This is a genomic window from Phormidium sp. FACHB-592 (genome assembly GCF_014695795.1).
In the GTDB taxonomy this organism is placed as follows: Bacteria; Cyanobacteriota; Cyanobacteriia; order Leptolyngbyales; family Leptolyngbyaceae; genus Stenomitos.
In genome coordinates, this window is the sequence record NZ_JACJOZ010000046.1 from 175,398 (window position 1) to 196,295 (window position 20,898).

Genomic DNA, 20,898 nt, shown 5'->3' on the forward strand with positions numbered 1-20,898 from the left:
CTCTCCTAAACATGTCAAACTGACGTTAGTTTAGTGATGGATGGAGATGGGCGTTTGCCACAGCAAGTCAGCGATCGAAGCGGGAATTTTCGGCTATGCTGCGATGTAATGCCTGACGACAGAATGAGTGCCCTTTCGGTAGCGTGGGTTTGATGATGAAGGTTTGGCTAGCTATCTTTGTTTTGCTGTTTGGCGCGACGGAACTACTGCAATGGGTTAAGCAGTTTTCGCTGCCGCTGCCAATGCTTCTTTTAGGCGGCGCACTGTTAGCAGTAACATCAAACTACGACAAGCTAACTGATATGCCGTTCCACCTCGACTACGAGAAGCCAGAAGCACTGCCAGAGGATAGTCCCGTTGCTCAGCTTGACGCATCCCAAGCCCCAGTACAGAAGCCCGTGCGCGATGCAGTGAGCGATCGTTCTGGTCGGCAACCAATCTCCTTCACTATCCGCAAGCCTCATCTACCAGAAGGTTAATCGACGCGATCGCACTGGGTAAACTTTCAGAAGTTTCTGCATTTCTGGAGTCTGCCAGTGCTCACCCTAGTGCTGTTTATCATTGCCCTAGTGCTGCTCATCACCGCTCTAGTGCTGCTCTTTAAACGTACAAGCAGCGCGCGGTTACGTGTGTTGGGACTTGTTCCACTGATACTGGGGCTATGGGTATGGGTAGGAGTATGGAACTGTTCCAATACGAAGGATGTCGTCGTTCTTCACCTGAAGGCGAAGCAGAGTGTTGGCTCAATGAATCGAGCGCAACAAGCGTATTATCTAGAGAACGGCAAATTTAGTGACTCTCTGAATCAGCTAGGGCTGGGTTTTCAACCCATCAGTGAACAGTTTGTCTATTCAGTTCGGGCGACAACCGATGCTGCTTTTCAGTACGGCACCACTCGTCCAGACTGCCGCCTTTGTAAGGTTTCTCTATATGACTGGCTCCCCTTCTTGCAAGCGAGCTGTCATAGTGGTCCCTGTTTAAGCTCTACTCCTTGCACATCTCGAAGCTATGCCGGGGTTGCTTATACCCAACGGGTTACAGATGAAGTAACGACCCAATCAGTGCTCTGCCAGGCTAAAGAGCCTGGAACTGTGCAACTCAACCCGACCTACCGTAATGGCATCGTTGATTGCGGTTCTGATGCGAAGAAGGTGAAGTGAGGCGATCGCTTACCGTCCCATTTGGCGTTTGAGTTCCTGTAGCTCTTCTTCGGCTTCCCAACGGCGAAACTGATGTTCCAAATCGCCCACGCTGCTGGCTGAAGTGGGGATCTGATTCCAGCCAGCGCTGTTCCATTTCTGTTCAGTGGTAGAGGCAGCAGCACGAGTTGTCTGCGCCTGAGCCACTTTTACCTGTACTTCTTTGCGGCGCTGCTGGATTTGTTGCTGCAACTGCTGCGTTTGCTTGAGGCGTTCCTTCAAGACTTCCATCTGCCCCCAGCGCTGGTTGCCCTTTCGCAAAAGGCTTGCCTCATGTTCCTGAGCCGGTTCTGCCAGGTCAAGCCGCCCTGATGCTTTGGCTTTTTCGATGCGACCGTGCCAAAGCTGAATTTCGCGGGCGATCGCCAAAATCTCATCCTGAAGCCCTTTCTCCTCTCGCTTCAGGTTCGTCATCAGCTTCAACGTTTCTTCTTCCTGGTCACGCAGTTTCTCTTCGAGAACCAGTAACTCTAACTGCGGATTATCGCGCAAAAATTCCTCAAGTCGTGTTTCGAGAAACTTGCTGAAATCATCAAATAAACCCATGTGTATACTCCGCAGGCAGTTTTTAGTGGTTAGTTTTCGATTGTTAGAGCGACGTAAGAAACCAGAAGGCTAAGGGATGAAAGCTAAAAGATAAAAAGAGGCTTTGGTTTTTGCATTCACTCCTGACCTCTGACTTCTGACTCCTGATTTCTAACAACCAACCACTAAAAACTAACAACTTCTGAGAGCAGCTAACATCTTCTAAAAGTTCTGACCCATAAAGACCGATCGCACTTCACCGTTGCGGCGGAGTACTGCCTGATCTTTAGAAACTTCTACCAGGCTCCAACCGCTGGTGCCAATGCTTTCGCCAATACGATAGCGCTGGGTAACACCATTGATTTCAATCAGGGCAGCCGAGCGATCGCCCAACTCCAACACCCCAACGAGCTTCTTAGGGATACCAGGCATGGAAAGCGGAATCGGCGGACGCACCGCTACAGGTGCACTAGCAGGTGCATTAGCAGGCGGCAGTGGCGAAACTGATGGACTGTTGGGCTGTGCTTGCGGCGCTTGATAGGTAGGTCCATAAAGACGCGACAGACCAGTAGCAGGGCGGAGGGTAGGGCGGGGAGTTGCCACACTTGTTGTAGGTGGCTGAAGGGTAGGGCTACCAGGCTGCACAAGAGGGATATTAGGTAGTGCGCCACTGCTGGCAACCTGGGATGAGCCAGCCTGCTTTTGCTCGATCGCCTTGAGCGCTTGCTGCAAATAATTGACAAACTGATCGTTGACTGTTGAATTCTGTGGAGCGACGGCATTGCCTGCGGGAACTTGAGGCGCAACGGCAACAGGCGCAGGCGGGCGGGCGGCTTGCTGGTTAAGGAACCAAACGGCAAGCGTGACCACGATCGAGAGGCAACCGACTCCCAACAAGAGGCGATCGTACGAGCGTGTAGGCTGACCAATGCTTGTAGTCAAGGGCTGCTGCGTGAGCGATCGTTCCGTCATATCCCGGTTGGCTAGCAAGGCATCCGCATCTTGCTCATCTAACGTTAAAGCCCCATCAACGTCTGCACGACGCATCAAAGGCGACACCAAACCAACCAGGTTGTCGAGGGGTGTTCCTTTTGCCAATGGTGCAGACGGCTCTACACGCTCAGGCTCAACGGCTAACGTCGCACTGCTATCTAACAAGCGTTCCACATCACCAAACAGATCGTCCATCAAGCGATCGGCGTAGGATTCGACCGGAAAGCTACCGGATTCCGTAACATCACCTAATCGTTCTGACGAAAAAGGTGATGCTTCAGACGGCTTGAGAAGTTTGGTACGGGTGCTGGCATCCTGAGACATAGTTTGCTCGTTAAGGAATTTGAGACACGAAAGCAGTATAGAAGATGCCAACCGTTTAGGCACATCTATTTTGAAGTGATTCTATGTAGATGCAGCGATCGCCTGAGGTTTTGCAGGCTGATTCACTGTAGCAGCCGATTGAGGAAACGCACCGTTCTCTCGGTCAACTATTCAAAAAACTATAGAAATAGCCCTGCTGCTGTCTCCCCAAAACCAATAGCAAAGTGTCAAGGAGATAATGAAAAGGAGGGCGATGGATCTAAATGGATCTATCAGTCAAGTATTCACCCTCCTACACCGCCGCTCTTGTCCTTATTGCAGATATTCTTTCGTCATCTCATTTTTGTAAAAAGTGGCGATATCGTATTCGATGTTTTCAAGCAAAATCGAAAAATTTGTTCGATCGTAATCACCTTCAAGGAAGGTTTCTAGAAAAAGGTCGTTATCTTGACCGAGATATGCCTTCATAAAGAGAAAGACAGTATTTAAGTCATTCACATATTCCAGAAGATGTATTCGTTTGGTTTCTGGTTCAACCCCATAAATCGTGCTGACTAGAACCCCTCTACCCAGAATTTGTCTAATGATGAGGTTAGCTTTTCTGGCGTGACGACCCAGGATAGTATCGTCATCTTCCTCGACCTGATAGCCATTGAATTCCAAATGGTTCCGATAATAGGCTAAAGGATGAGCCACAGCATCACTAATACCAAGATCTTGCATGAGTTTTTCACCTTATAAGCGATTAAGTTGAGTTAACAGGTTGTGAGACAGCTTTGCAGCTAGTTGAACCTTAGCGTTCCCCATAAAGACGGTGGCGAATCAACGTTAAAGTGATTGAAGCCCTTGCTCTAGCATTGATTCATGACGGATGCTGCTTCTACCTCTGAGTTTACAAATGGGTTGCCGGAACGGTTGGTGAAACACGCGGTACGCTACGCCGACCATCGATCGGTTGATCGTGCTTCCCTCACGCCCATGATTCGTCATTACGTGGAACTGAAAGATCAATATCCCCATGCGCTGCTGCTGTATCGGGTAGGGGATTTTTTCGAGACGTTTTTTCAAGATGCGATCGCCATTGCCCGTGAGCTAGAGCTAATTCTAACGGCAAAGGATGCGGGTAAGGACGTGGGCAAAGTGCCTCTGGCAGGCATTCCCCATCACGCCCTCGATCGCTACTGTGCCGTGCTGGTTGAGAAGGGGTTTGCGATCGCCGTCTGCGACCAGATGGAAGATGCTGCTGGCGCGCAGGGGCAACTGGTGCGGCGCGAAATCACTCGCGTCATTACTCCCGGCACGATTCTTGAAGAAGGGATGCTTAATGCCCGCCGCAACAACTTTTTAGCAGCAGTGGTCATTGCGGGAAATCATTGGGGTTTGGCGTATGCCGATGTGTCTACTGGCGAATTCCTCACAACGCAGGCGCAATCACTAGAGCAGTTGACCCAGGAACTCTTGCGCTTACAGCCGTCGGAAGTGCTGTTTCCTACCAACGCGCCCGATCTGGTTAGCCTGCTACGACCAGGAGAAAAATCAGACCATTTACCAGAGTGTCTGCCGTCTCAGTTTTGCTACACGCTGCGATCGCAGGCTCCCTTTGTGCTGTCCGAAGCACGGTATCGCTTGCTGCAACGTTTTCGGGTGCGATCGCTCGAAGGCATGGGCTGCGAGCATCTGCCGCTAGCTGTCCGGGCAGCAGGCGGGCTGTTGGAATATGTCGAAACCAGCACGGAGAAAGCGGCAGGAAAGGATGAAGGTAAAAGGCAAAAGGCAAAAGGTGAAAGTAACGGCTCCCCACTCCCGACTCCCGACTCCTCACCCACCACGCTCCTTCATCCCGCAGCCCTTCAAACCTTTCCCTTGCAGCCGTTATGTACCTACACGCTGACTGAATACTTGGTGATTGACCATCAAACCCGGCGCAATCTCGAAATTACGCAAACGGCGCGAGATGGCACCTATCATGGGTCGCTGCTGTGGGCACTCGACAAAACCGTAACGGCAATGGGCAGTCGAGCGTTACGACGCTGGCTCCTACAGCCGCTGCTCCAGGTGAAACAGATTCACGATCGCCAAGAGACGATCGCCGAACTCGTTGAAAACGGCTCTTTGCGCCAAACGCTACAACGACTGCTGAAGCAAATCTATGACATGGAACGGCTGGCTGGTCGCGCTGGATCAGGCACAGCGAATGCCCGCGATCTCGTGGCTCTAGCAGATTCGCTCGACAAACTGCCCGATCTGGGACGGTTGGTAGAAGGCACGCGATCGCGCTACCTGCAAGACCTCCAGACCGTCCCCCCCGTTCTAGAACATCTGGGTCAGCATCTCCACGCTCATCTAGTGGAGACACCACCGCTCTACCTCACCGATGGCAACTTGATTCGACCGGGGGTCAACGCTCAGTTAGATTCCCTCCGCCAGCAGGTGGATGCCGATCAGGAGTGGATCAGAAATCTGGAAGTAGTCGAGCGCGATCGCACAGGCATTCCAACCCTTAAAGTGGGCTACAACAAAACCTTTGGCTACTACATCAGCATTTCTCGCGCCAAAGCCGGTCAGCAGATACCCGACGGCTACACCCGCAAGCAGACCCTTACCAACGAAGAGCGCTACATCACCCAAGATCTGAAAGAGCGAGAAAATCGCATTCAACTGGCGCAAGAAAGCCTAAACCATCTGGAGTACGAAATTTTTGCCGAACTACGATCGCAAGTCGGCGAACAGGCAGAACTCATCCGCACCGTAGCACGGTCAGTAGCAGCGATCGATGTCCTCTGTGGGTTAGCTGAAGTGGCAGTGTATCAGGGTTACTGCCGTCCAGAGATGCTTGCCAACCGCGAAATCCAGATCCTTGAAGGTCGGCATCCCGTGGTGGAGCAATCCCTTCCTGCTGGCTTTTTTGTGCCCAATTCAACGGAGTTGGGGAGTCGGGAGTCGGGAGCCGGGAATCGGGAGGCAGAGGAAGTAGGGGAAGCAGAAGTCAAAGGAAAACTCAAAACTCAAAACTCTCTAGAAACGCGGCGCGTACACGGAGTGGCTCCTTCGGAGCTAGCGCTACTCAAAACTCAAAACTCTTCCCCTCAGCCCTCCCCTGATCTCATCGTCCTTACCGGACCCAATGCCAGCGGCAAAAGCTGTTACCTCCGTCAGGTGGGACTGATTCAACTGATGGCACAGGTGGGTAGTTTCGTTCCGGCGCAGTCAACGACATTGGGCGTTTGCGATCGCATTTTCACCCGTGTCGGGGCGGTGGATGACCTGGCAACGGGACAATCCACGTTTATGGTGGAAATGAATGAAACGGCAAATATCTTGAATCACGCTACGCCACGATCGCTCGTTTTGCTGGATGAGATTGGACGCGGTACGGCAACCTTTGATGGGCTGTCGATCGCTTGGGCAGTGGCAGAACATCTGGCAACTGAAATCCGCGCTCGTACAATTTTTGCGACCCACTACCATGAACTCAATGAGCTAGCGTCGATTTTGCCAAACGTTGCTAACTATCAAGTGGTTGTGAAAGAATTGCCCGATCAAATTATCTTTTTGCATAAAGTGCAGCCTGGTGGTGCCGATCGCTCTTACGGCATTGAAGCAGGACGGTTAGCTGGTTTGCCCGCATCCGTTATTCAACGTGCGCGACAGGTGATGGGGCAAATTGAGAAACACAGCAAAATTGCGATCGGCTTACGTAAAGGCAATCAAACCAATCACTCCACCCGCGAAAAGAATGGTGAAATTTATCCAGTGGATCAGCCGATCGAACAGCTAGACATTTTTAGTGAAGAATGAGCACAAGGCGAGTGGAGCGGCATTACTTCTTCTCACGTTGGAGCATGCCGAATGATTACGACTTAGAAGCAAGCAGAGCGCTGATTTTGTCTGCTTCCAGCGGCTTGCAAAAGAAAAAGCCTTGCCCAAAGTCGCAGTTTAAAGCCTTGAGATGATCAAGCTGTGTCTGGGTTTCAACGCCTTCAGCTACAACTGTCATCCCCATTTTTTGGGCAATGTTAATGATTAAAGGAACTAGCCCTAAGCTATCTGCATTCTCGCCCATTTGTTGCACAAACGATTGATCAATCTTGAGCGTATCTACTGGAAACGAATGTAAATAGCTGAGCGAAGAATAGCCTGTGCCAAAGTCATCAATACTGAGTTGAATATGCCGTTTTCTTAACTCTTGAAGGACGCTCGTGGTTGCCTCGGCATTTCGCATAATAGCGCTTTCAGTAATTTCTAATTTAAGGTAGCGAGGGTTTAGCTGGGTTTCAGCCAGAATCTGGTCAATTTGCTCCACTAAATCCGGTTGCGTGAATTGGCGTGCCGATAGGTTGACACTCATAGTAAGGGGAGCGCTAAAGCGCTTTTCGGCTTGCCACTGCTGCAACTGCTGGCAGGAACGTTTGAGCACCCAATGACCAATCTGTGTAATTAAACCAGTTTCTTCGGCAATGGGGATAAAAACGGCGGGTGATACTAACCCTTTTTGGGGGTGATGCCAGCGCACAAGTGCCTCAAACCCAACCAACTTGCTGGTCGTGAGCGCCAAGATTGGCTGATAGTGAACCACTAATTCTTGCTGGTAGAGCGCTTTACGGAGATCGATTTCAAGCTGTAAGCGCTGAATGGCAGTCTGGTGCAATGTGGGGTCAAAGACCTGGAAGGGTGCGCTGCCGGATGCTTTCGCACGGTACATTGCCATATCGGCATCACGCAAAAGATGCTCTGGTAGGCTGTACTCGGCAGTGCCGATCGCAATCCCAATGCTGGCAGTGATGAAAACCTCGTGTTGATCGAGCTGAAAGGGTTGGGCGAAGGCATTGAGAATTTGCTTCACTATCTGGATAACGCTGGCTTGATCGGTGAAGCGTGGCAGCAGCATGGTAAATTCATCACCACCCAGCCGCGCCAACGTTATGGTCGTTGGTAGCAACGCTCTGAGGCGACGGGCGATCGCTAGTAAAAGCTGGTCACCCATAAAGTGACCCAGTGAATCATTAACGACTTTGAAGCGATCGCAATCGAGAAACAGCACGGCAAATTGCGACGTTTGATCTGCCTTTACAGCATCTAGCGCTTGCTTTGTGCGATCGAGAAAGAACGCACGATTGGGTAAACCTGTGAGTGCATCATGGTGTGCCATTTCCAAGAGTTGCGCCTGAAGTACTTTGCGTTCAAGCACTTCGCGGTAGAGTTCTCGGTTGGCGATCTCAAGTTGGTGGGTACGCTCTTTCACACGCGCTTCAAGTTGGGCATTAAGCTGTTGATTGTCGTATTGAGCCGCCTTGAGCGCCAGTTGATTTTGCACCCGCGCTAACACTTCTTCGAGATGAAAGGGTTTGGTAATGTAGTCTGCGCCACCGACCGCAAACGCCTTGGCTTTATCCAAACCATCACTAAGCGCACTCAAGAAAACGACTGGGATGCTTGCAGTAGCTGAGTTTTCCTTTAAGGTTTGACAAAGCGTATAACCATCCATTGATGGCATCATGATATCGAGCAGAAGTAGGTCAGGTGGCAACGCTTGAACCGCTCGTAGTGCCATTTCGCCACTTAGCGCCTGACGAACCTGATACCCTGCTTTGGTCAAAATGTTGGAAAGAAGACGCAAGTTTAAGGGCGTGTCATCAACGATAAGAATGTCTGCTCTCATGCCGTCAAGGTCTGTGCTGTTCATGGGCGCGGGCGATGCTTGGCTCATATCTGGTGCGGTAGCGATATGGCGCAATCACTCTCTCGGTGTAAAACCCCTCGTGGTGCGGAGCTAAATGTGGAGCCAAGTGCAAACCATACTGGTGCTTCAATTGTCGCGCCTGCAAGGGGTTGCTGGCTATCACTGAAACTGGGTAAAGGTAAAGCTATGATGATGCGATCGCTCCTGATAATGCCTCTGGTTTACTTGTGCAGTCAAGGCAGTAATCTGGTCAATGCGTCTAACCGCGTCATAGCTGCTTAAGTGACTAACCGTGAAAATTCTCCTTGTGCAACCCCAGTGATAGCGTCGCCCTTCTATAAGGGGTTCTTAATAAGGGAATAGGGGTGTTTTACTTATGTACAGGTACTGAGAACAAGCAGTTACAACCACTGCAAGACAGCACCCATCCATTGCTGTCCTGCTTTAGTATGCCCAAAAGGATTCTAGACGTAGCAGTGTCAGAGTCGGGAAGAACGTTGGCGTGATCTAGAGCAACAGCTTTCCACTCAGAGCAGCCCATGTAGAAACGCTAGTGGCACAACGCGAGCGGATGAAGAAGCGATCGCGGGACTACACGTTAAAGCGGAAGAGCAGCACATCACCTTCTTGCACCGTGTATTCCTTGCCTTCGCTGCGAACCAACCCTTTTTCTTTGGCAGCACCCATAGAACCAGTGGCTGTGAGGTCTTTATAAGCCACGGTTTCAGCACGAATGAAGCCACGCTCAAAATCGGTGTGGATGACACCTGCCGCTTGAGGAGCCAGCATTCCGGCGTGGATTGTCCAGGCGCGGGTTTCTTTCGGTCCAGTGGTGAAGTAGGTACGAAGCCCCAACAGTTCGTAGGTGGCGCGAATCAGAGACTTGAGTCCACCTTCCGTTACGCCTAGCGACTCGAGAAAGTCAGCGCGATCAGCTTCCGGGATGTCAACCAATTCAGATTCTACCTGCGCTGAGATGACTACGACCTGAGCATTTTCGGTTGCCGCGATCGCTCGTACTTCCTCTACCCAGGCATTACCTGTTGCCAGATCATCTTCAGACACGTTCGTGGCATAGATAATTGGCTTACGAGTAAGCAAACCGAGCGCCTTGACAGCGGCTTCTTCGTCTTCAGTAAGGTCAACTTGACGAGCGGGTTTGCCTTCATTCAGCACAGCCGTCAGCTTTTCTAGCGCATCTACTTCAACCTGTAGCTCTTTGTTGCCACGGGCTTGCTTACGAGCGCGATCGATACGCTTTTCAATCTGCCCCAAATCTGCCAGCGCTAGCTCCAAGTTAATCACCTCAATGTCGCGGGCAGGGTCTACCGAACCCGAAACATGGATGATATCGTCGTCATCGAAGCATCGCACCACATGAACGATCGCATCAACCTCGCGGATGTTTGCCAGAAACTGGTTGCCTAAGCCTTCTCCCTGACTGGCTCCCTTGACAAGTCCAGCGATGTCTACAAATTCGACCCGTGTAGGCACAATTTCCGCCGAACTCGAAATCTTTGCCAGCACTTGCAGCCGTTCATCTGGCACCGCGACCACACCGACATTGGGTTCGATCGTGCAAAACGGAAAGTTGGCAGCTTGCGCCTTGGCATTTGCTACCAGGGCATTGAACAAAGTAGATTTTCCGACGTTGGGTAGTCCAACAATCCCGGCTCTCAGCATCGATTTTAGCGGTTAGATGGGTGATTTTAGATTGAGTCGTCTGCTGAACAAAACCAGCACTCATAATCATTGTAGGTTTTGGCTCGATTTTTCCACTCGATCGTTTCAATCTAAATCATTGATTGCCCGTCAAAGACGATCGCCAAGTCATTGAAAACGTAGCTACAAGTGTTAACCCGTTTCAACTAAACAGGCTCTGGAATTGTCTGTGGAATGGTTCCTGGTACAGTTTGTGGAATAGTTCCTGGTACAGGCTCCGGCACAGGACCTGGAATTGGTTCTGGTGCAGGACCCGGAATGGACTCTGGCACCGTATCTGGACCTGGGATCGATGGGATCGACGGCTCAGGTAACGAGGGGTCGGGTGTATAAATCATGTGAGTCTGCCCAAAACAGGTAACCCTATCAACTTAGAAAGCCAGAGGAAGAATTACATCTCCCTAATTAAATATGCTCGTTGTAGCGTACGCACTGCTCCCCCATAGCAGTCGAAGAGAACGTTAGGACAGACATAAACTTGAAACTTCCTTTGAGCAAGGGCTTCTATTCATCCCTCATCCTTTTGCTATACATAACTGCAATGGCTCCAGCGATCACCATCTAGCACACGATCGGCATGAGATATTGGAGTAAAGCTCGTGCAAGGGCGCTCTACTCTATGTCACTTGTCTATGTCACTCGACTCAAACGACGCTTTTAACCCGCAAACTGAAACACCGTTGCTGGCTACGCTCCAGTCTTGCGTGCACAAACCACATGCACCGTTTTATGCACCGGGGCACAAGCATGGGCGAGGCAGTGCAAAGCGACTGGTTGAGCTGCTAGGGGCACAAGTCTTTCAGGCAGATTTACCAGAACTGCCAGAGCTAGATAATTTGTTTGCACCACAAGGGGTCATTCAGCAGGCGCAGGCATTGGCAGCAGAGGCATTCGGAGCCGATCGCACCTGGTTTCTTGCCAACGGCTCCACGTCTGGAGTGATTGCAGCGATTCTGGCAACCTGCAACCCTGGCGACAAGCTGATTCTGCCTCGCAATATTCACCAGTCCGCACTTTCAGGGCTGATCCTCTCTGGTGCGGTGCCGATTTTTGTGCAGCCAGAGTACGATCCACATCTGGATCTAGCTCACAGCCTTACGCCGACAGCCGTTGCCACAGCGCTAGCACAACACCCTGATGCAAAAGCGGTGCTGATGGTCTATCCCACTTACTACGGGGTATGTGGAGACGTCGCGACGATCGCCCACCTTGCCCATCAGCACAACATTCCCCTGCTGGTAGATGAAGCGCATGGCGCTCATTTTGCCTTTCATCCAGCGCTACCGATCGCCGCACTCGTAGCCGGAGCCGATTTAGCAGTGCAGTCTACTCATAAGGTGCTGTCTGCCATGACCCAGGCGGCAATGCTGCATACAAGGGGCGATCGTATTGATGGCGATCGCATCAGTAAAGCACTCCAGCTTGTGCAGTCCACTAGCCCTAGCTATCTGTTGCTAGCTTCCTTGGATGCAGCACGTTATCAAATGGCAACGCAAGGAAAACTTCTACTAGAACAGACGCTGCAACTGGCAGATGAAGCACGATCGCGGCTCAAGCAGATTTCCGGACTTTCCACGCTGCAACCGGAGCAGGCAGGCAGTGCTGGTTTTGTAGCGCTCGATCGCACTCGCTTGACTGTCACTGTTTCAGGTTTGGGCATTGACGGCTTCACGGCAGACGCAATTCTCAACGAGCAACTGGGGGTCACTGCCGAATTACCATCGCTTCAGCATTTGACCTTTATGATCAGTTTGGGCAATACCAGACAGGACATTGAGCAGTTGGTACAGTCTTTTGAGACTTTAGCGACGATGTATAGGGATAGGGAAGTAGGGGAGGCAGGGGAGGTAGAAAAGGCAGGGGAAGTCCTTCAATCAACTCTTTTTTCTCCCTCTCATCTCTCTTACCTCCCTCGCTCTCCGCTCTCCCCTCGCGCCGCTTTTTTTGCTGCTAGTGAAACCCTGCCGATTGCCCAGACGGTTAACCGTATCAGTGCCGAACTGGTTTGCCCCTATCCGCCAGGGATTCCAGTTTTGATGCCAGGGGAGGTGGTTACAGCAGCGGCGATCGCCCATTTGCAAGCCATCCTCGCACTGGGCGGTACAATAAGCGGCTGTACTGACTTGACCCTAAAAACGTTAAAGGTCGTGAAGTAGGGTTTCAAGTGATCCACATGGCGATCGTCCTTGACTGGCAATCAGGCAAGACTGATGTGACATTGAGAACACCAGGATTTAGGGCGATCCGATAGGCTTGGGAAAGATTGAACCTGATTGCTATCGTGATTGAACAGACAGCCTCCCTCAGCACTCTCCCCTGCCCTTCTGCTCCCTCCTTCCCCATGCCTTCTCCTCTCTGGCCTTACGCTACTCCTGGCATCCCCGACGACCTGTTCGAGCGGTTGCCTGGTATTCCCATGAGTCCGCGTGAAGTGCGGCTGCTCATACTTTCCTCCTTGCGCCTTAAGGTAGACTCAGTTCTGTGGGATATTGGCGCAGGCACAGGCACTATCTCAGTTGAGGCGGGCTTGCTGTGTCCAAAAGGGCAGATTATCGCGATCGAGCGCGATGAAGAAGTCGCAAATCTCATTCGGCGGAACTGCGATCGCTTTGGCGTTGGCAATGTAGAGGTGATAGAGGGCAGCGCACCTGACTGTTTAAGCACGCTCAAGCAAGCTCCTGATCGGGTTTGCATTGAAGGTGGGCGCTCGATTAAAGCCATCTTGAACGCTACCTGGCAACAGTTGGAACCGCAGGGACGCATTGTGGCAACCGCAGCCACGCTAGAAGGTCTCTACCAGGTTTCAGAGAGTTTTGCGGAGCTTCAAGTGCGTCAGATTGAAGTGGTGCAATCGGCCGTGAATCGTCTGGAGAAACGGGGGCTTAACCAGACGTTTGCCTCGATCGACCCCATTTTTGTCCTGAGTGGGGAAAAGTTAGACTAGATGCGTGGGTGAGTGGTTGGACAGTCGCGCTTAAGGGTAGCTGAGCAGCAATGAAACGTTAAGCGCTCGCGATCGCAACGTTAAGGCACTGTAACCGCTGCATTGACCAATATTCTGTAATAAGCAGCTAAAAGCGTTAAAGATATAGTCTGAGAGAGCGCTAGACTCAGCTAGAGTGTTCCAAAGGCGTCTTAACCTTCTTAATCTTGCACTAACCTGGGCTTCTGGTTATGCGGTGGCGCTACGGTGACAGGTAACACTACCTCTTGATGTTTGCGGCAATGCTTTGAGCAGTATCCAGCCTGGTTAGTAGAGATAGTTTCGTGAGCAGGGAAACGTTAGTCTCAGCCGCTAAGTTCTGGCAGCATTCCGTTTTGTCACGCTAAAGTTTTGTCGCTCTCAAGTGGGGTTTCGTTAATGACGTTGGATCGTTCAGCCCAATCGCCGTCCAAAGAAAGCCAGCCGCAAGCGACCAGTGCGATACCGTTGCCCCGCATTTTGAGCGGCATTGTCGCGATCGTTCTGGCACTCAGCATGATTGTGCTGGGTGGTTGGTATTTTACGATCGGGTTTGGCATCATCATTTATCTGGGGCAGTTGGAATACTTTCAGCTCGTGCATGCAAAAGGCATTGCACCTGCTGCCAAAACAACGCTCGTTGTCAGTCAAACGCTACTTGTAATCTCAACCGTCTCCCCAACCCTTGCCGATGCGGTCTTTCCGGTGGCTGGTACGTTTATCTGCTTCTACCTGTTGTTTCAACCCAAACTCGCGACGATCGCTGATATTTCAACGTCCATCCTGGGCTTGTTCTATGGTGGCTATTTGCCAAGTTACTGGGTGCGACTGCGATCACTGGGGCAGGAAGCTGCCAGCAATCTACCGCTAGATGGCTACCTACCGCACTCCTGGTTTGACCTACACGCTATGCCCCAGGGCTTGACGAACACACTGCTAGCCTTTAGCTGTATTTGGGCTGCTGATATTGGCGCTTACATCATCGGCAAGTTTTTTGGGCGTACGCGCCTCTCCAACATCAGCCCCAAAAAGACCGTTGAAGGTGCCGTATTTGGGGTCTTAGGCAGTATTGCAGTGGCGATCGTCGGTTCCTGGTATCTGCGCTGGTCAGGCTGGCCCCTTACTGGTGCGGCACTCGGTTTACTCATCGGCATTGCTAGCTTACTTGGCGACCTGACCCAATCAATGATGAAGCGCGATGCGGGCGTAAAAGACTCAGGGCAGCTCATTCCTGGACACGGTGGCATTCTCGATCGTGCGGACAGCTACGTGTTTACGGCTCCCCTGGTGTACTACTTTGTGATTTTGGTGTTGCCGTTGCTAGCGCAGTAAAGTTAGAGATAAGCGGAGCCAGAAGCCATAAACGCTAACTTCCAACTCTTATCCTTTATCCTTTGGCCCTTCTTCCTTCACCCCTTCTTTGAAGTTTTCTCCCGCGCCTTCCTCCGGTGTCACCATAATTTGCCCTTGACAACTAATCTGCCCTGCTTGCAAGCTGAGTGTTTGCAGCGCCACCTCAGAGCCAAGATCAAAGGCGAATCCATCGAGATCGCGGAGGGGAAAACCTTGACGCGCGTTTGCGTGAGGAAGCAAATGAGGACGATCGAGATGAAGTTGGTTGCCATTGCTTAACCATAGCCCGGTGCGAATGACCACACTGGTTGGTTGACCGCTGACGGTAGCTAACGTAGCTGAGAGCGTCACCAGACCATCGCCCAGTATGACTTTCGGATCTTGCAACCGAATTTCTTGCGGCGTGCGTTGCGCTAACTCGTCGTTTTCTCCATCCGACTGATCGCCATCCGCTCGTAGCAAGGTCAGCAAAAATTCAATCACACCCTGCGCTAATAGCGGAGCCTGTAGCGACCTGTTTAAATCCGCTTCATACAGCAGCACATTCCCCGCGATCGGAAACGCTTTGAGTAGCCGCAACGGCTTACCACGCACTACCTGAGCCAAATTTGTACGGATCTGCTCTCCTACTAGGCTCACCTGACTCAGATGCAAACCTCGGTAGACAGCATTGCGAGCTGAAACCACTACCCGACTGATGCAGCCAGACAAAAGCTGTCGATCGCCCGCCTCAATGGTCAGTTGCAGGTCTTCTACGTGTTCAAGCTGCGATCGTAGCCAAAGCCCCACTGCTGGAGACAGCACCATACTAATGAGGCGACTTTGGTTAGACATAGAGGTTGAGCTTAAACAGACAGCAGGATTCAATGGTCACTAGTAAATCGTCAGGAACGAAAGAGAGCAGAACGCGATCGCAACCCGCAAACTAAAAATTGCTTTATAGAGCGAACTGGGCAGTGATCGAAGCGGCGGCTGAACGATCACTTAGGGGCGATCGCACATCCGCCACACCGAGTATACCGACATCCCACACTACACACCGACTCTGCTCTCTTCTCTCCCTTGCTCCCCCTGCCCCTCTTCTTACCTCTCCCCTCACTCCTCGATCCCAAAAACCGCCCAGTACATACGGCTTTCCCTACTGCTGTCAGCCAAGCACTAGCGATAGAGTAGCAATACATCGGTTCACGAAACTACATACGGTCTCAAGGGGAGCCGAACCCCAGATTCAATTCACTGCAACTGAAGAAGCTAGATGACAGCGATGGACTTCTAACCACTGCCTCTGAATCTGTCAGTTGTTTCTATCGTTACAAACGGCGTGGTAGGAGAACCAATCATGTTTGAACTGTTTACAGAAAAAGCCATTCGAGCGGTCATGCTGTCCCAGGAAGAAGCGCGTCGGCAGGGGCATAACCTTGTCGGGACAGAGCAAGTACTGTTAGGCATTGTGCGCGAGGGCACGAGCCTTGCCGCTCAACTATTGACGAAATTAGGCGTAACGCTAGCGGCTGCCCGCCTTGAGTGCGAAAAAATTACGGGTCGCGGGACGGGTGCCATTCCGGCAGAACTACCGTTTACACCACGAGTAAAGCGGATCTTTACTGAAGCGACACGGTTAGGGCAAGAGTTTGGGCAAAACCACGTGAGTCCTGAACATTTGCTCCTGGCGCTAACGCAAGGCAATGAAACGGTTGCCATTAAAGTGCTGCAACGCCTTAATGTTGAACCGATCGCCATTCAAGAGAACCTGCTGCAAGCGATCGGGTCACAAACCACAGGAGAAGCTGTAGCCGCCGCCGTTGGAGGCAGACGCGAGACAGTTGGCACCCACAGCGACGCGAAAACCCCAACTCTGGAAGAATTTAGTACAAACCTGACCAAGCTCGCTGCTGAAGGTAAGCTCGATCCGGTTGTTGGTCGCCAAACTGAAATTGAGCGCGTAGTGCAAATTCTGGGTCGCCGCACCAAGAACAATCCACTATTGATTGGGGAACCCGGCGTAGGCAAGACTGCGATCGCCGAAGGACTGGCTCAGCGCATTGTTAACCGCGACGTGCCTGAAAACCTCGAAGGCAAGCAGGTGGTCAGCCTGGATATGGGTGCCCTGATCTCTGGTACGCGTTTCCGGGGCGACTTTGAAGAGCGCTTGAAGAAAGTCATCAGCGAAGTGCAAACCAGTGGCAACGTGATTCTGGTGATTGATGAAGTGCACACCCTGGTTGGCGCAGGTGGCAATGAGGGCGGTATGGATGCTGCCAATATGCTGAAACCAGCACTAGCCCGTGGTGAACTGCAATGCCTGGGTGCCACAACATTGGATGAATATCGCCAATATATTGAGCGTGATGCTGCCCTAGAACGTCGCTTTCAGCCTGTGACGGTTGGCGCACCCAGCGTCACTGAAACGATCGAAATCCTGTTTGGCTTGCGCGATCGCTACGAGCAGTTCCACAAGGTCAAAATCGACGATACGGCTCTGGTGGCGGCTGCGACCTTGTCCGATCGCTATATCACTGATCGCTACCTTCCCGATAAGGCAATTGACCTGATCGACGAAGCAGGCTCTCGCGTTCGGTTAGCGCACACCCAGCATTCGCCTAGCAAAGCGTTCCGCAAAGAACTGCGGGAGGTTACAAAAGCGAAAGAAGCGGCTGTTGGCGCTCAGGATTTCGATGCTGCTGGAAAGCTGCGCGATCGTGAGTTAGAGCTAGAAGCACAAATCAAAGGGGAGCAGGCAGACGGCAGAGGGCAGACAGCAGAGGTGGCAGGCGAGGCAGAGGGAGCAGTGTACAATCCAGCACCCCTTACGCCTCACGTCACTCAAGACGACATTGCTCATATTGTTGCCTCCTGGACTGGCGTGCCAGTGCGTAAGCTCACCGAGTCAGAATCGGAGCAACTGCTGTATCTAGAAGATGCTCTGCATGAGCGGGTTGTCGGTCAAGATGAAGCGGTCAAAGCTGCCTCACGTGCACTGCGGCGGGCACGGGTAGGGTTGAAGAGTCCTAATCGCCCGATCGCTAGCTTCTTCTTCTCTGGTCCTACAGGCGTTGGTAAAACGGAATTGGCAAAAGCACTGGCAGCAAATGTCTTCGGCGCTGAAGATGCCATCATCCGGCTCGATATGTCTGAGTTTATGGAAGCGCACACGGTTTCTAAGCTCATCGGCTCGCCTCCTGGTTATGTGGGCTATGGCGAAGGCGGGCAGTTGACGGAAGCAGTACGGCGCAAGCCCTATGCAGTCGTCCTCTTTGACGAAATTGAGAAAGCCCATCCTGATGTCTTCAACCTGCTGTTGCAATTGTTGGATGACGGTCGCTTGACCGATGCTCAAGGTCGGACGGTCAACTTCAACAACACGCTAGTAATCATGACCTCTAACGTTGGTTCCAGAGTGATTGAAAAAGGCGGCAATGGACTTGGCTTTGAGTTTGCGACCCAAGCAGACGCACAGTACAACCGCATTCAGACATCGGTGCATGAGGAACTCAAGCAGTTCTTCCGTCCCGAATTTCTGAACCGTTTGGATGAGATCATTGTCTTCCGGCAGCTCACTCGCGATGAAGTCAGGCAGATTGCTGGACTGCTTATCCAAGAAGTAGGGGCGAATCTCACCGATCGCGGCATTGCTCTGGAAGTCACCGATCGCGTGAAAGACCGCCTGGTGGTTGAAGGCTATAGTCCTGCCTACGGTGCTCGATCGCTCCGTCGCGCCATTACTCGTCTGCTCGAAGATGCCCTGGCAGAAGCCTTTTTGTCAGGAACTATCCAAGACGGTGATACCGCGATCGTGGATCTGGATGACGATAACAATATCGCCATTCACACAACTACAAAACCAGAACGTCTGTTAGAGGCGATCGTCTCTTAAAGGTTGCGTGAATTCTACTCTTATGCCCTGCACTTTAACGGTGTAGGGCTTTTTCATAGCAATAGTTGAGTGAAACGACACAGATTCTCGAGCATGTCCTGCACTAGAGCGATCGTGCGAAAAAGTATTGATAATGTTTGCTTTTGGGTAAAGCTCCCAAAAAATTCTTGATAACAGCCCGATCGCACCATTATCCCGAAAAATATTCATGTAATAAGTTGTTGGGCAGACTGAAAACTGTAATTAGGATCAATAGCACTGCGAATAAGGCAATAAGTAATGCTGTAGACCATAGAGCTAGTAACGATTTGCTTAGTGATATTTGAATCCACAGTTTGTGAGAAGATAAGCCAGGAAAAGTTAAACATCTACCTATGAAGCTCTTGAAACCTAGCATTTCAGCATTCTTTACTACGGTTACAGTTATCTCTGGTGCTCTACTCGCTGTCCAGCCAGCCATCGCAGACTCCAATGGCTCAATGGCAGCTCCTTCAGGTCTAAAGACATCAGTCGTCAGTAGAGCAATCACCGAGAGCGAGGTCTTGGCTGCTCAAAAGGCTTGGGGAGAAGCATTAGTGGCTATTTCTACAACACACGAGACGAAGGGCATGCAAGCTGCCAAAGCATTGGCTAAAAAAGTAATTGACGAAGCCTACGGCTACCAATTTGGCGCTGTTCTTTTCAAGCCAACCCTTACTGTGGCTCCACAGACATTCCGAACCACTCATGCGGGAGCTTTGGCTTACTTTGTAGGAGGTGACCCAGCCTTTCCAACGGACAAGGGGTTTGCATTGAACAGCTGGCGAAAAGTAGAAATCAAGAATGCAGGGATCTTCATTTCTGGCAATACAGCGACTACGATGGGCAACGTGATGATCACCGATAAAAACGGCAAGATTACTACAGTGGATAAGACTTGGCAGTTCTTTAAGGATGATAGCGGTAAGTTACGCATCATTCTGCACCACTCCTCACTTCCTTATACCCAAAAATAAGGTGAATGATGTCGCTTTAAGGGTTGAGCAATAAGTTGGTCAGCTTGGCACGCGGTGCGTACCGCCTCCATAAAAGATTGTGAATTAATTGACATATATGGCGATCCTATCTGGATTGTGAGAAAGGATTTCAGTGGAATCCTTTCTCACAAAGCCTCTCAAGCTCACAACTGATTTAGGACTGCTATATAAGCCTGACCAACTTATTCCTGTTGGGATGTTTAGAAAGCCTCCCAACAAGTGCTTGCATCAGAACGGAGCTATACGCTATCGCCTCTAATTCAGATATTAAAACCGTCCAGTGAAACGAACCGTTAGATAGCCACTCATGTGCTTAAGATCATTTAGGCATTGACATATCTCTACTGATCGAACTAAAAAAATGTCTAAAAATGTAGGACCACGTAAAGTAATTCCTATAGCAAAAGAGTTCTTCTGCGATGGTCACTACTACGTTCTTACATCTGCAAGTTTAGGGGGTAGTGGTCTCACACCAGAAGCGGTTTCTCATATGTTAGGTCATGCAAATGACCAAGAAATAGAAGGACTCCTTAGACAGGGAATTTGTATTCCTTTATTTTTTGATGGTGATTGCGCTCTTGATGGTGAAACGGTCTTCGTCTTGGGTGACTTAACTGACCAAGAAGAACACGATTGGATTGGGCGGCTTTCCTGGAAATTAAACATTCCTTGCGGCAAGTTCATCATTCTTTGTGGCGGCGGTGATGCAGACGAGTTAGCGGATGCCATTTCAGGAAAACTGCCTGAGCCGAATTATCAAATCTTTCAGGTTATCGACATTGCACCCGCAGAGTATTTGGTAGAAGTTTATGCTTATCTATCTAGCATGACTGTACAGCTATCGCTTAAAGAATACGATGACAAGGGTCATTTGCAAGAGAACAAGGCGTTAGGACAGTGGTATCAAGCTAATCGTCCTGGTATCGATGGCATTAGCTACATTATTAGGCTAGCCCCTCTTGAAACGGAGCCTCCGTTACCTAAGCTTGTGCCTGAGATTAGTTGGTGTGGAGAGTTTGAGTTTCGTCAACCTGAACTTTAGTTCTGTAGTGTTCTAAATGCGTCACTACTTGTTGTTTAAATAGCCCATAGCATATCGTCGTATTGAGCCTCTTCGTTAAGAAACTGTTTGTAAATGTATGTGAAGTAGAAGACAACTACGGTCACAAAGGCGCGATACCAGAAGAGTGACATCTACATGGCTTGAGGATATGAGTCAGCCTTACTACGACAGTGACCTGACCGATGAG

19 protein-coding genes are annotated in these 20,898 nt (G+C 50.9%); 10 read left to right on the forward strand and 9 right to left on the reverse strand.

Translation table 11 applies throughout. The annotated features are described in order from the left end of the window. Window positions 1-152 precede the first annotated feature (152 nt). Complete coding sequence (locus H6F86_RS13065) at window positions 153-479, forward strand: hypothetical protein (protein WP_190449031.1); 327 nt, start codon at window positions 153-155, stop codon at window positions 477-479. Between the two features lie 57 nt (window positions 480-536). Next, a complete protein-coding gene (locus H6F86_RS13070; RefSeq protein ID WP_190449032.1) occupies window positions 537-1,160 on the forward strand; it encodes a type IV pilin-like G/H family protein in 624 nt (207 codons plus the stop codon). 9 nt (window positions 1,161-1,169) lie between these two features. Here the strand turns inward: H6F86_RS13070 and H6F86_RS13075 are convergent, their stop codons facing one another. The 3 genes from H6F86_RS13075 to H6F86_RS13085 form a co-directional block, all read right to left on the reverse strand. After that, entirely contained in the window at window positions 1,170-1,745 is a 576-nt protein-coding gene (locus H6F86_RS13075; protein WP_190449033.1) for a TIGR04376 family protein, read from the reverse strand. A 201-nt stretch (window positions 1,746-1,946) separates the two neighbouring features. Next, the gene (locus H6F86_RS13080) at window positions 1,947-3,041 is read right to left on the reverse strand and encodes a type II secretion system protein N (RefSeq protein WP_190449034.1); all 1,095 of its coding nucleotides are present in this window, start codon (window positions 3,039-3,041) and stop codon (window positions 1,947-1,949) included. Between the two features lie 312 nt (window positions 3,042-3,353). Beyond that, window positions 3,354-3,764: a YbjN domain-containing protein gene (locus H6F86_RS13085; RefSeq protein ID WP_190449035.1), complete on the reverse strand. Its 411-nt coding sequence runs from the start codon at window positions 3,762-3,764 to the stop codon at window positions 3,354-3,356. A gap of 255 nt (window positions 3,765-4,019) precedes the next feature. Here H6F86_RS13085 and mutS point away from each other — a divergent pair, with 255 nt between their 5' ends. Then, complete coding sequence (gene mutS, locus H6F86_RS13090; RefSeq protein ID WP_190449065.1) at window positions 4,020-6,839, forward strand: DNA mismatch repair protein MutS; 2,820 nt, start codon at window positions 4,020-4,022, stop codon at window positions 6,837-6,839. 55 nt (window positions 6,840-6,894) lie between these two features. Here mutS and H6F86_RS13095 read toward each other — a convergent pair whose 3' ends face one another. Beyond that, complete coding sequence (locus H6F86_RS13095; RefSeq protein ID WP_190449036.1) at window positions 6,895-8,724, reverse strand: EAL domain-containing protein; 1,830 nt, start codon at window positions 8,722-8,724, stop codon at window positions 6,895-6,897. Between the two features lie 42 nt (window positions 8,725-8,766). On the opposite strand from H6F86_RS13095, the gene H6F86_RS13100 reads away from it, so the two are divergent. Continuing rightward, window positions 8,767-9,003, forward strand: a complete 237-nt coding sequence (locus tag H6F86_RS13100) for a hypothetical protein (protein ID WP_190449037.1) — start codon at window positions 8,767-8,769, stop codon at window positions 9,001-9,003. A 309-nt stretch (window positions 9,004-9,312) separates the two neighbouring features. Here the strand turns inward: H6F86_RS13100 and ychF are convergent, their stop codons facing one another. Continuing rightward, entirely contained in the window at window positions 9,313-10,404 is a 1,092-nt protein-coding gene (gene ychF / locus H6F86_RS13105; RefSeq protein WP_190449038.1) for a redox-regulated ATPase YchF, read from the reverse strand. Between the two features lie 185 nt (window positions 10,405-10,589). After that, complete coding sequence (locus H6F86_RS13110; RefSeq protein WP_190449039.1) at window positions 10,590-10,781, reverse strand: hypothetical protein; 192 nt, start codon at window positions 10,779-10,781, stop codon at window positions 10,590-10,592. Between the two features lie 294 nt (window positions 10,782-11,075). Here H6F86_RS13110 and H6F86_RS13115 point away from each other — a divergent pair, with 294 nt between their 5' ends. Continuing rightward, on the forward strand, window positions 11,076-12,599 hold the full coding sequence (locus H6F86_RS13115) for an aminotransferase class I/II-fold pyridoxal phosphate-dependent enzyme (RefSeq protein ID WP_190449040.1): 1,524 nt from the start codon (window positions 11,076-11,078) through the stop codon (window positions 12,597-12,599). 4 nt (window positions 12,600-12,603) lie between these two features. Here the strand turns inward: H6F86_RS13115 and H6F86_RS13120 are convergent, their stop codons facing one another. Continuing rightward, entirely contained in the window at window positions 12,604-12,786 is a 183-nt protein-coding gene (locus H6F86_RS13120) for a hypothetical protein (RefSeq protein WP_190449041.1), read from the reverse strand. Between H6F86_RS13120 and cbiT the strand changes: the two genes are divergently transcribed. Both cbiT and H6F86_RS13130 read left to right on the forward strand, forming a co-directional pair. Further along, window positions 12,785-13,387, forward strand: a complete 603-nt coding sequence (cbiT, locus tag H6F86_RS13125) for a precorrin-6Y C5,15-methyltransferase subunit CbiT (protein ID WP_190449042.1) — start codon at window positions 12,785-12,787, stop codon at window positions 13,385-13,387. The two genes, H6F86_RS13120 and cbiT, sit on opposite strands and share 2 nt — an antisense overlap. A 480-nt stretch (window positions 13,388-13,867) precedes the next feature. Further along, on the forward strand, window positions 13,868-14,737 hold the full coding sequence (locus H6F86_RS13130; protein WP_190449066.1) for a phosphatidate cytidylyltransferase: 870 nt from the start codon (window positions 13,868-13,870) through the stop codon (window positions 14,735-14,737). 48 nt (window positions 14,738-14,785) lie between these two features. Here H6F86_RS13130 and H6F86_RS13135 read toward each other — a convergent pair whose 3' ends face one another. Next, window positions 14,786-15,592, reverse strand: coding sequence for a DUF2993 domain-containing protein (locus tag H6F86_RS13135; protein ID WP_190449043.1), 807 nt, complete (start codon window positions 15,590-15,592; stop codon window positions 14,786-14,788). Window positions 15,593-16,097: 505 nt separating this feature from the next. On the opposite strand from H6F86_RS13135, the gene H6F86_RS13140 reads away from it, so the two are divergent. Continuing rightward, a complete protein-coding gene (locus H6F86_RS13140; RefSeq protein WP_190449044.1) occupies window positions 16,098-18,632 on the forward strand; it encodes an ATP-dependent Clp protease ATP-binding subunit in 2,535 nt (844 codons plus the stop codon). Here H6F86_RS13140 and H6F86_RS13145 read toward each other — a convergent pair. Next, a complete protein-coding gene (locus tag H6F86_RS13145) occupies window positions 18,612-18,842 on the reverse strand; it encodes a hypothetical protein (protein WP_190449045.1) in 231 nt (76 codons plus the stop codon). The two genes, H6F86_RS13140 and H6F86_RS13145, sit on opposite strands and share 21 nt — an antisense overlap. 164 nt (window positions 18,843-19,006) lie before the next feature. Here H6F86_RS13145 and H6F86_RS13150 point away from each other — a divergent pair, with 164 nt between their 5' ends. Both H6F86_RS13150 and H6F86_RS13155 read left to right on the forward strand, forming a co-directional pair. Beyond that, window positions 19,007-19,627, forward strand: a complete 621-nt coding sequence (locus H6F86_RS13150; RefSeq protein ID WP_190449046.1) for a hypothetical protein — start codon at window positions 19,007-19,009, stop codon at window positions 19,625-19,627. Window positions 19,628-20,009: 382 nt separating this feature from the next. Next, window positions 20,010-20,690, forward strand: coding sequence for a hypothetical protein (locus H6F86_RS13155; protein WP_190449047.1), 681 nt, complete (start codon window positions 20,010-20,012; stop codon window positions 20,688-20,690). Window positions 20,691-20,898: the final 208 nt, after the last annotated feature.

Coding starts and splice junctions, on each gene's coding strand:
- H6F86_RS13065 (WP_190449031.1), top strand. CDS start 153: ATGATGAAGGTTTGGCTAGCTATCTTTGTTTTGCTGTTTGGCGCGACG.
- H6F86_RS13075 (WP_190449033.1), bottom strand. CDS start 1,745: ATGGGTTTATTTGATGATTTCAGCAAGTTTCTCGAAACACGACTTGAG.
- H6F86_RS13080 (WP_190449034.1), bottom strand. CDS start 3,041: ATGTCTCAGGATGCCAGCACCCGTACCAAACTTCTCAAGCCGTCTGAA.
- H6F86_RS13085 (WP_190449035.1), bottom strand. CDS start 3,764: ATGCAAGATCTTGGTATTAGTGATGCTGTGGCTCATCCTTTAGCCTAT.
- mutS (WP_190449065.1), top strand. CDS start 4,020: ATGATTCGTCATTACGTGGAACTGAAAGATCAATATCCCCATGCGCTG.
- H6F86_RS13095 (WP_190449036.1), bottom strand. CDS start 8,724: ATGAACAGCACAGACCTTGACGGCATGAGAGCAGACATTCTTATCGTT.
- H6F86_RS13100 (WP_190449037.1), top strand. CDS start 8,767: ATGGCGCAATCACTCTCTCGGTGTAAAACCCCTCGTGGTGCGGAGCTA.
- ychF (WP_190449038.1), bottom strand. CDS start 10,404: ATGCTGAGAGCCGGGATTGTTGGACTACCCAACGTCGGAAAATCTACT.
- H6F86_RS13110 (WP_190449039.1), bottom strand. CDS start 10,781: ATGATTTATACACCCGACCCCTCGTTACCTGAGCCGTCGATCCCATCG.
- H6F86_RS13115 (WP_190449040.1), top strand. CDS start 11,076: ATGTCACTCGACTCAAACGACGCTTTTAACCCGCAAACTGAAACACCG.
- cbiT (WP_190449042.1), top strand. CDS start 12,785: ATGCCTTCTCCTCTCTGGCCTTACGCTACTCCTGGCATCCCCGACGAC.
- H6F86_RS13120 (WP_190449041.1), bottom strand. CDS start 12,786: ATGGGGAAGGAGGGAGCAGAAGGGCAGGGGAGAGTGCTGAGGGAGGCT.
- H6F86_RS13135 (WP_190449043.1), bottom strand. CDS start 15,592: ATGTCTAACCAAAGTCGCCTCATTAGTATGGTGCTGTCTCCAGCAGTG.
- H6F86_RS13140 (WP_190449044.1), top strand. CDS start 16,098: ATGTTTGAACTGTTTACAGAAAAAGCCATTCGAGCGGTCATGCTGTCC.
- H6F86_RS13145 (WP_190449045.1), bottom strand. CDS start 18,842: ATGAATATTTTTCGGGATAATGGTGCGATCGGGCTGTTATCAAGAATT.
- H6F86_RS13150 (WP_190449046.1), top strand. CDS start 19,007: ATGAAGCTCTTGAAACCTAGCATTTCAGCATTCTTTACTACGGTTACA.
- H6F86_RS13155 (WP_190449047.1), top strand. CDS start 20,010: ATGTCTAAAAATGTAGGACCACGTAAAGTAATTCCTATAGCAAAAGAG.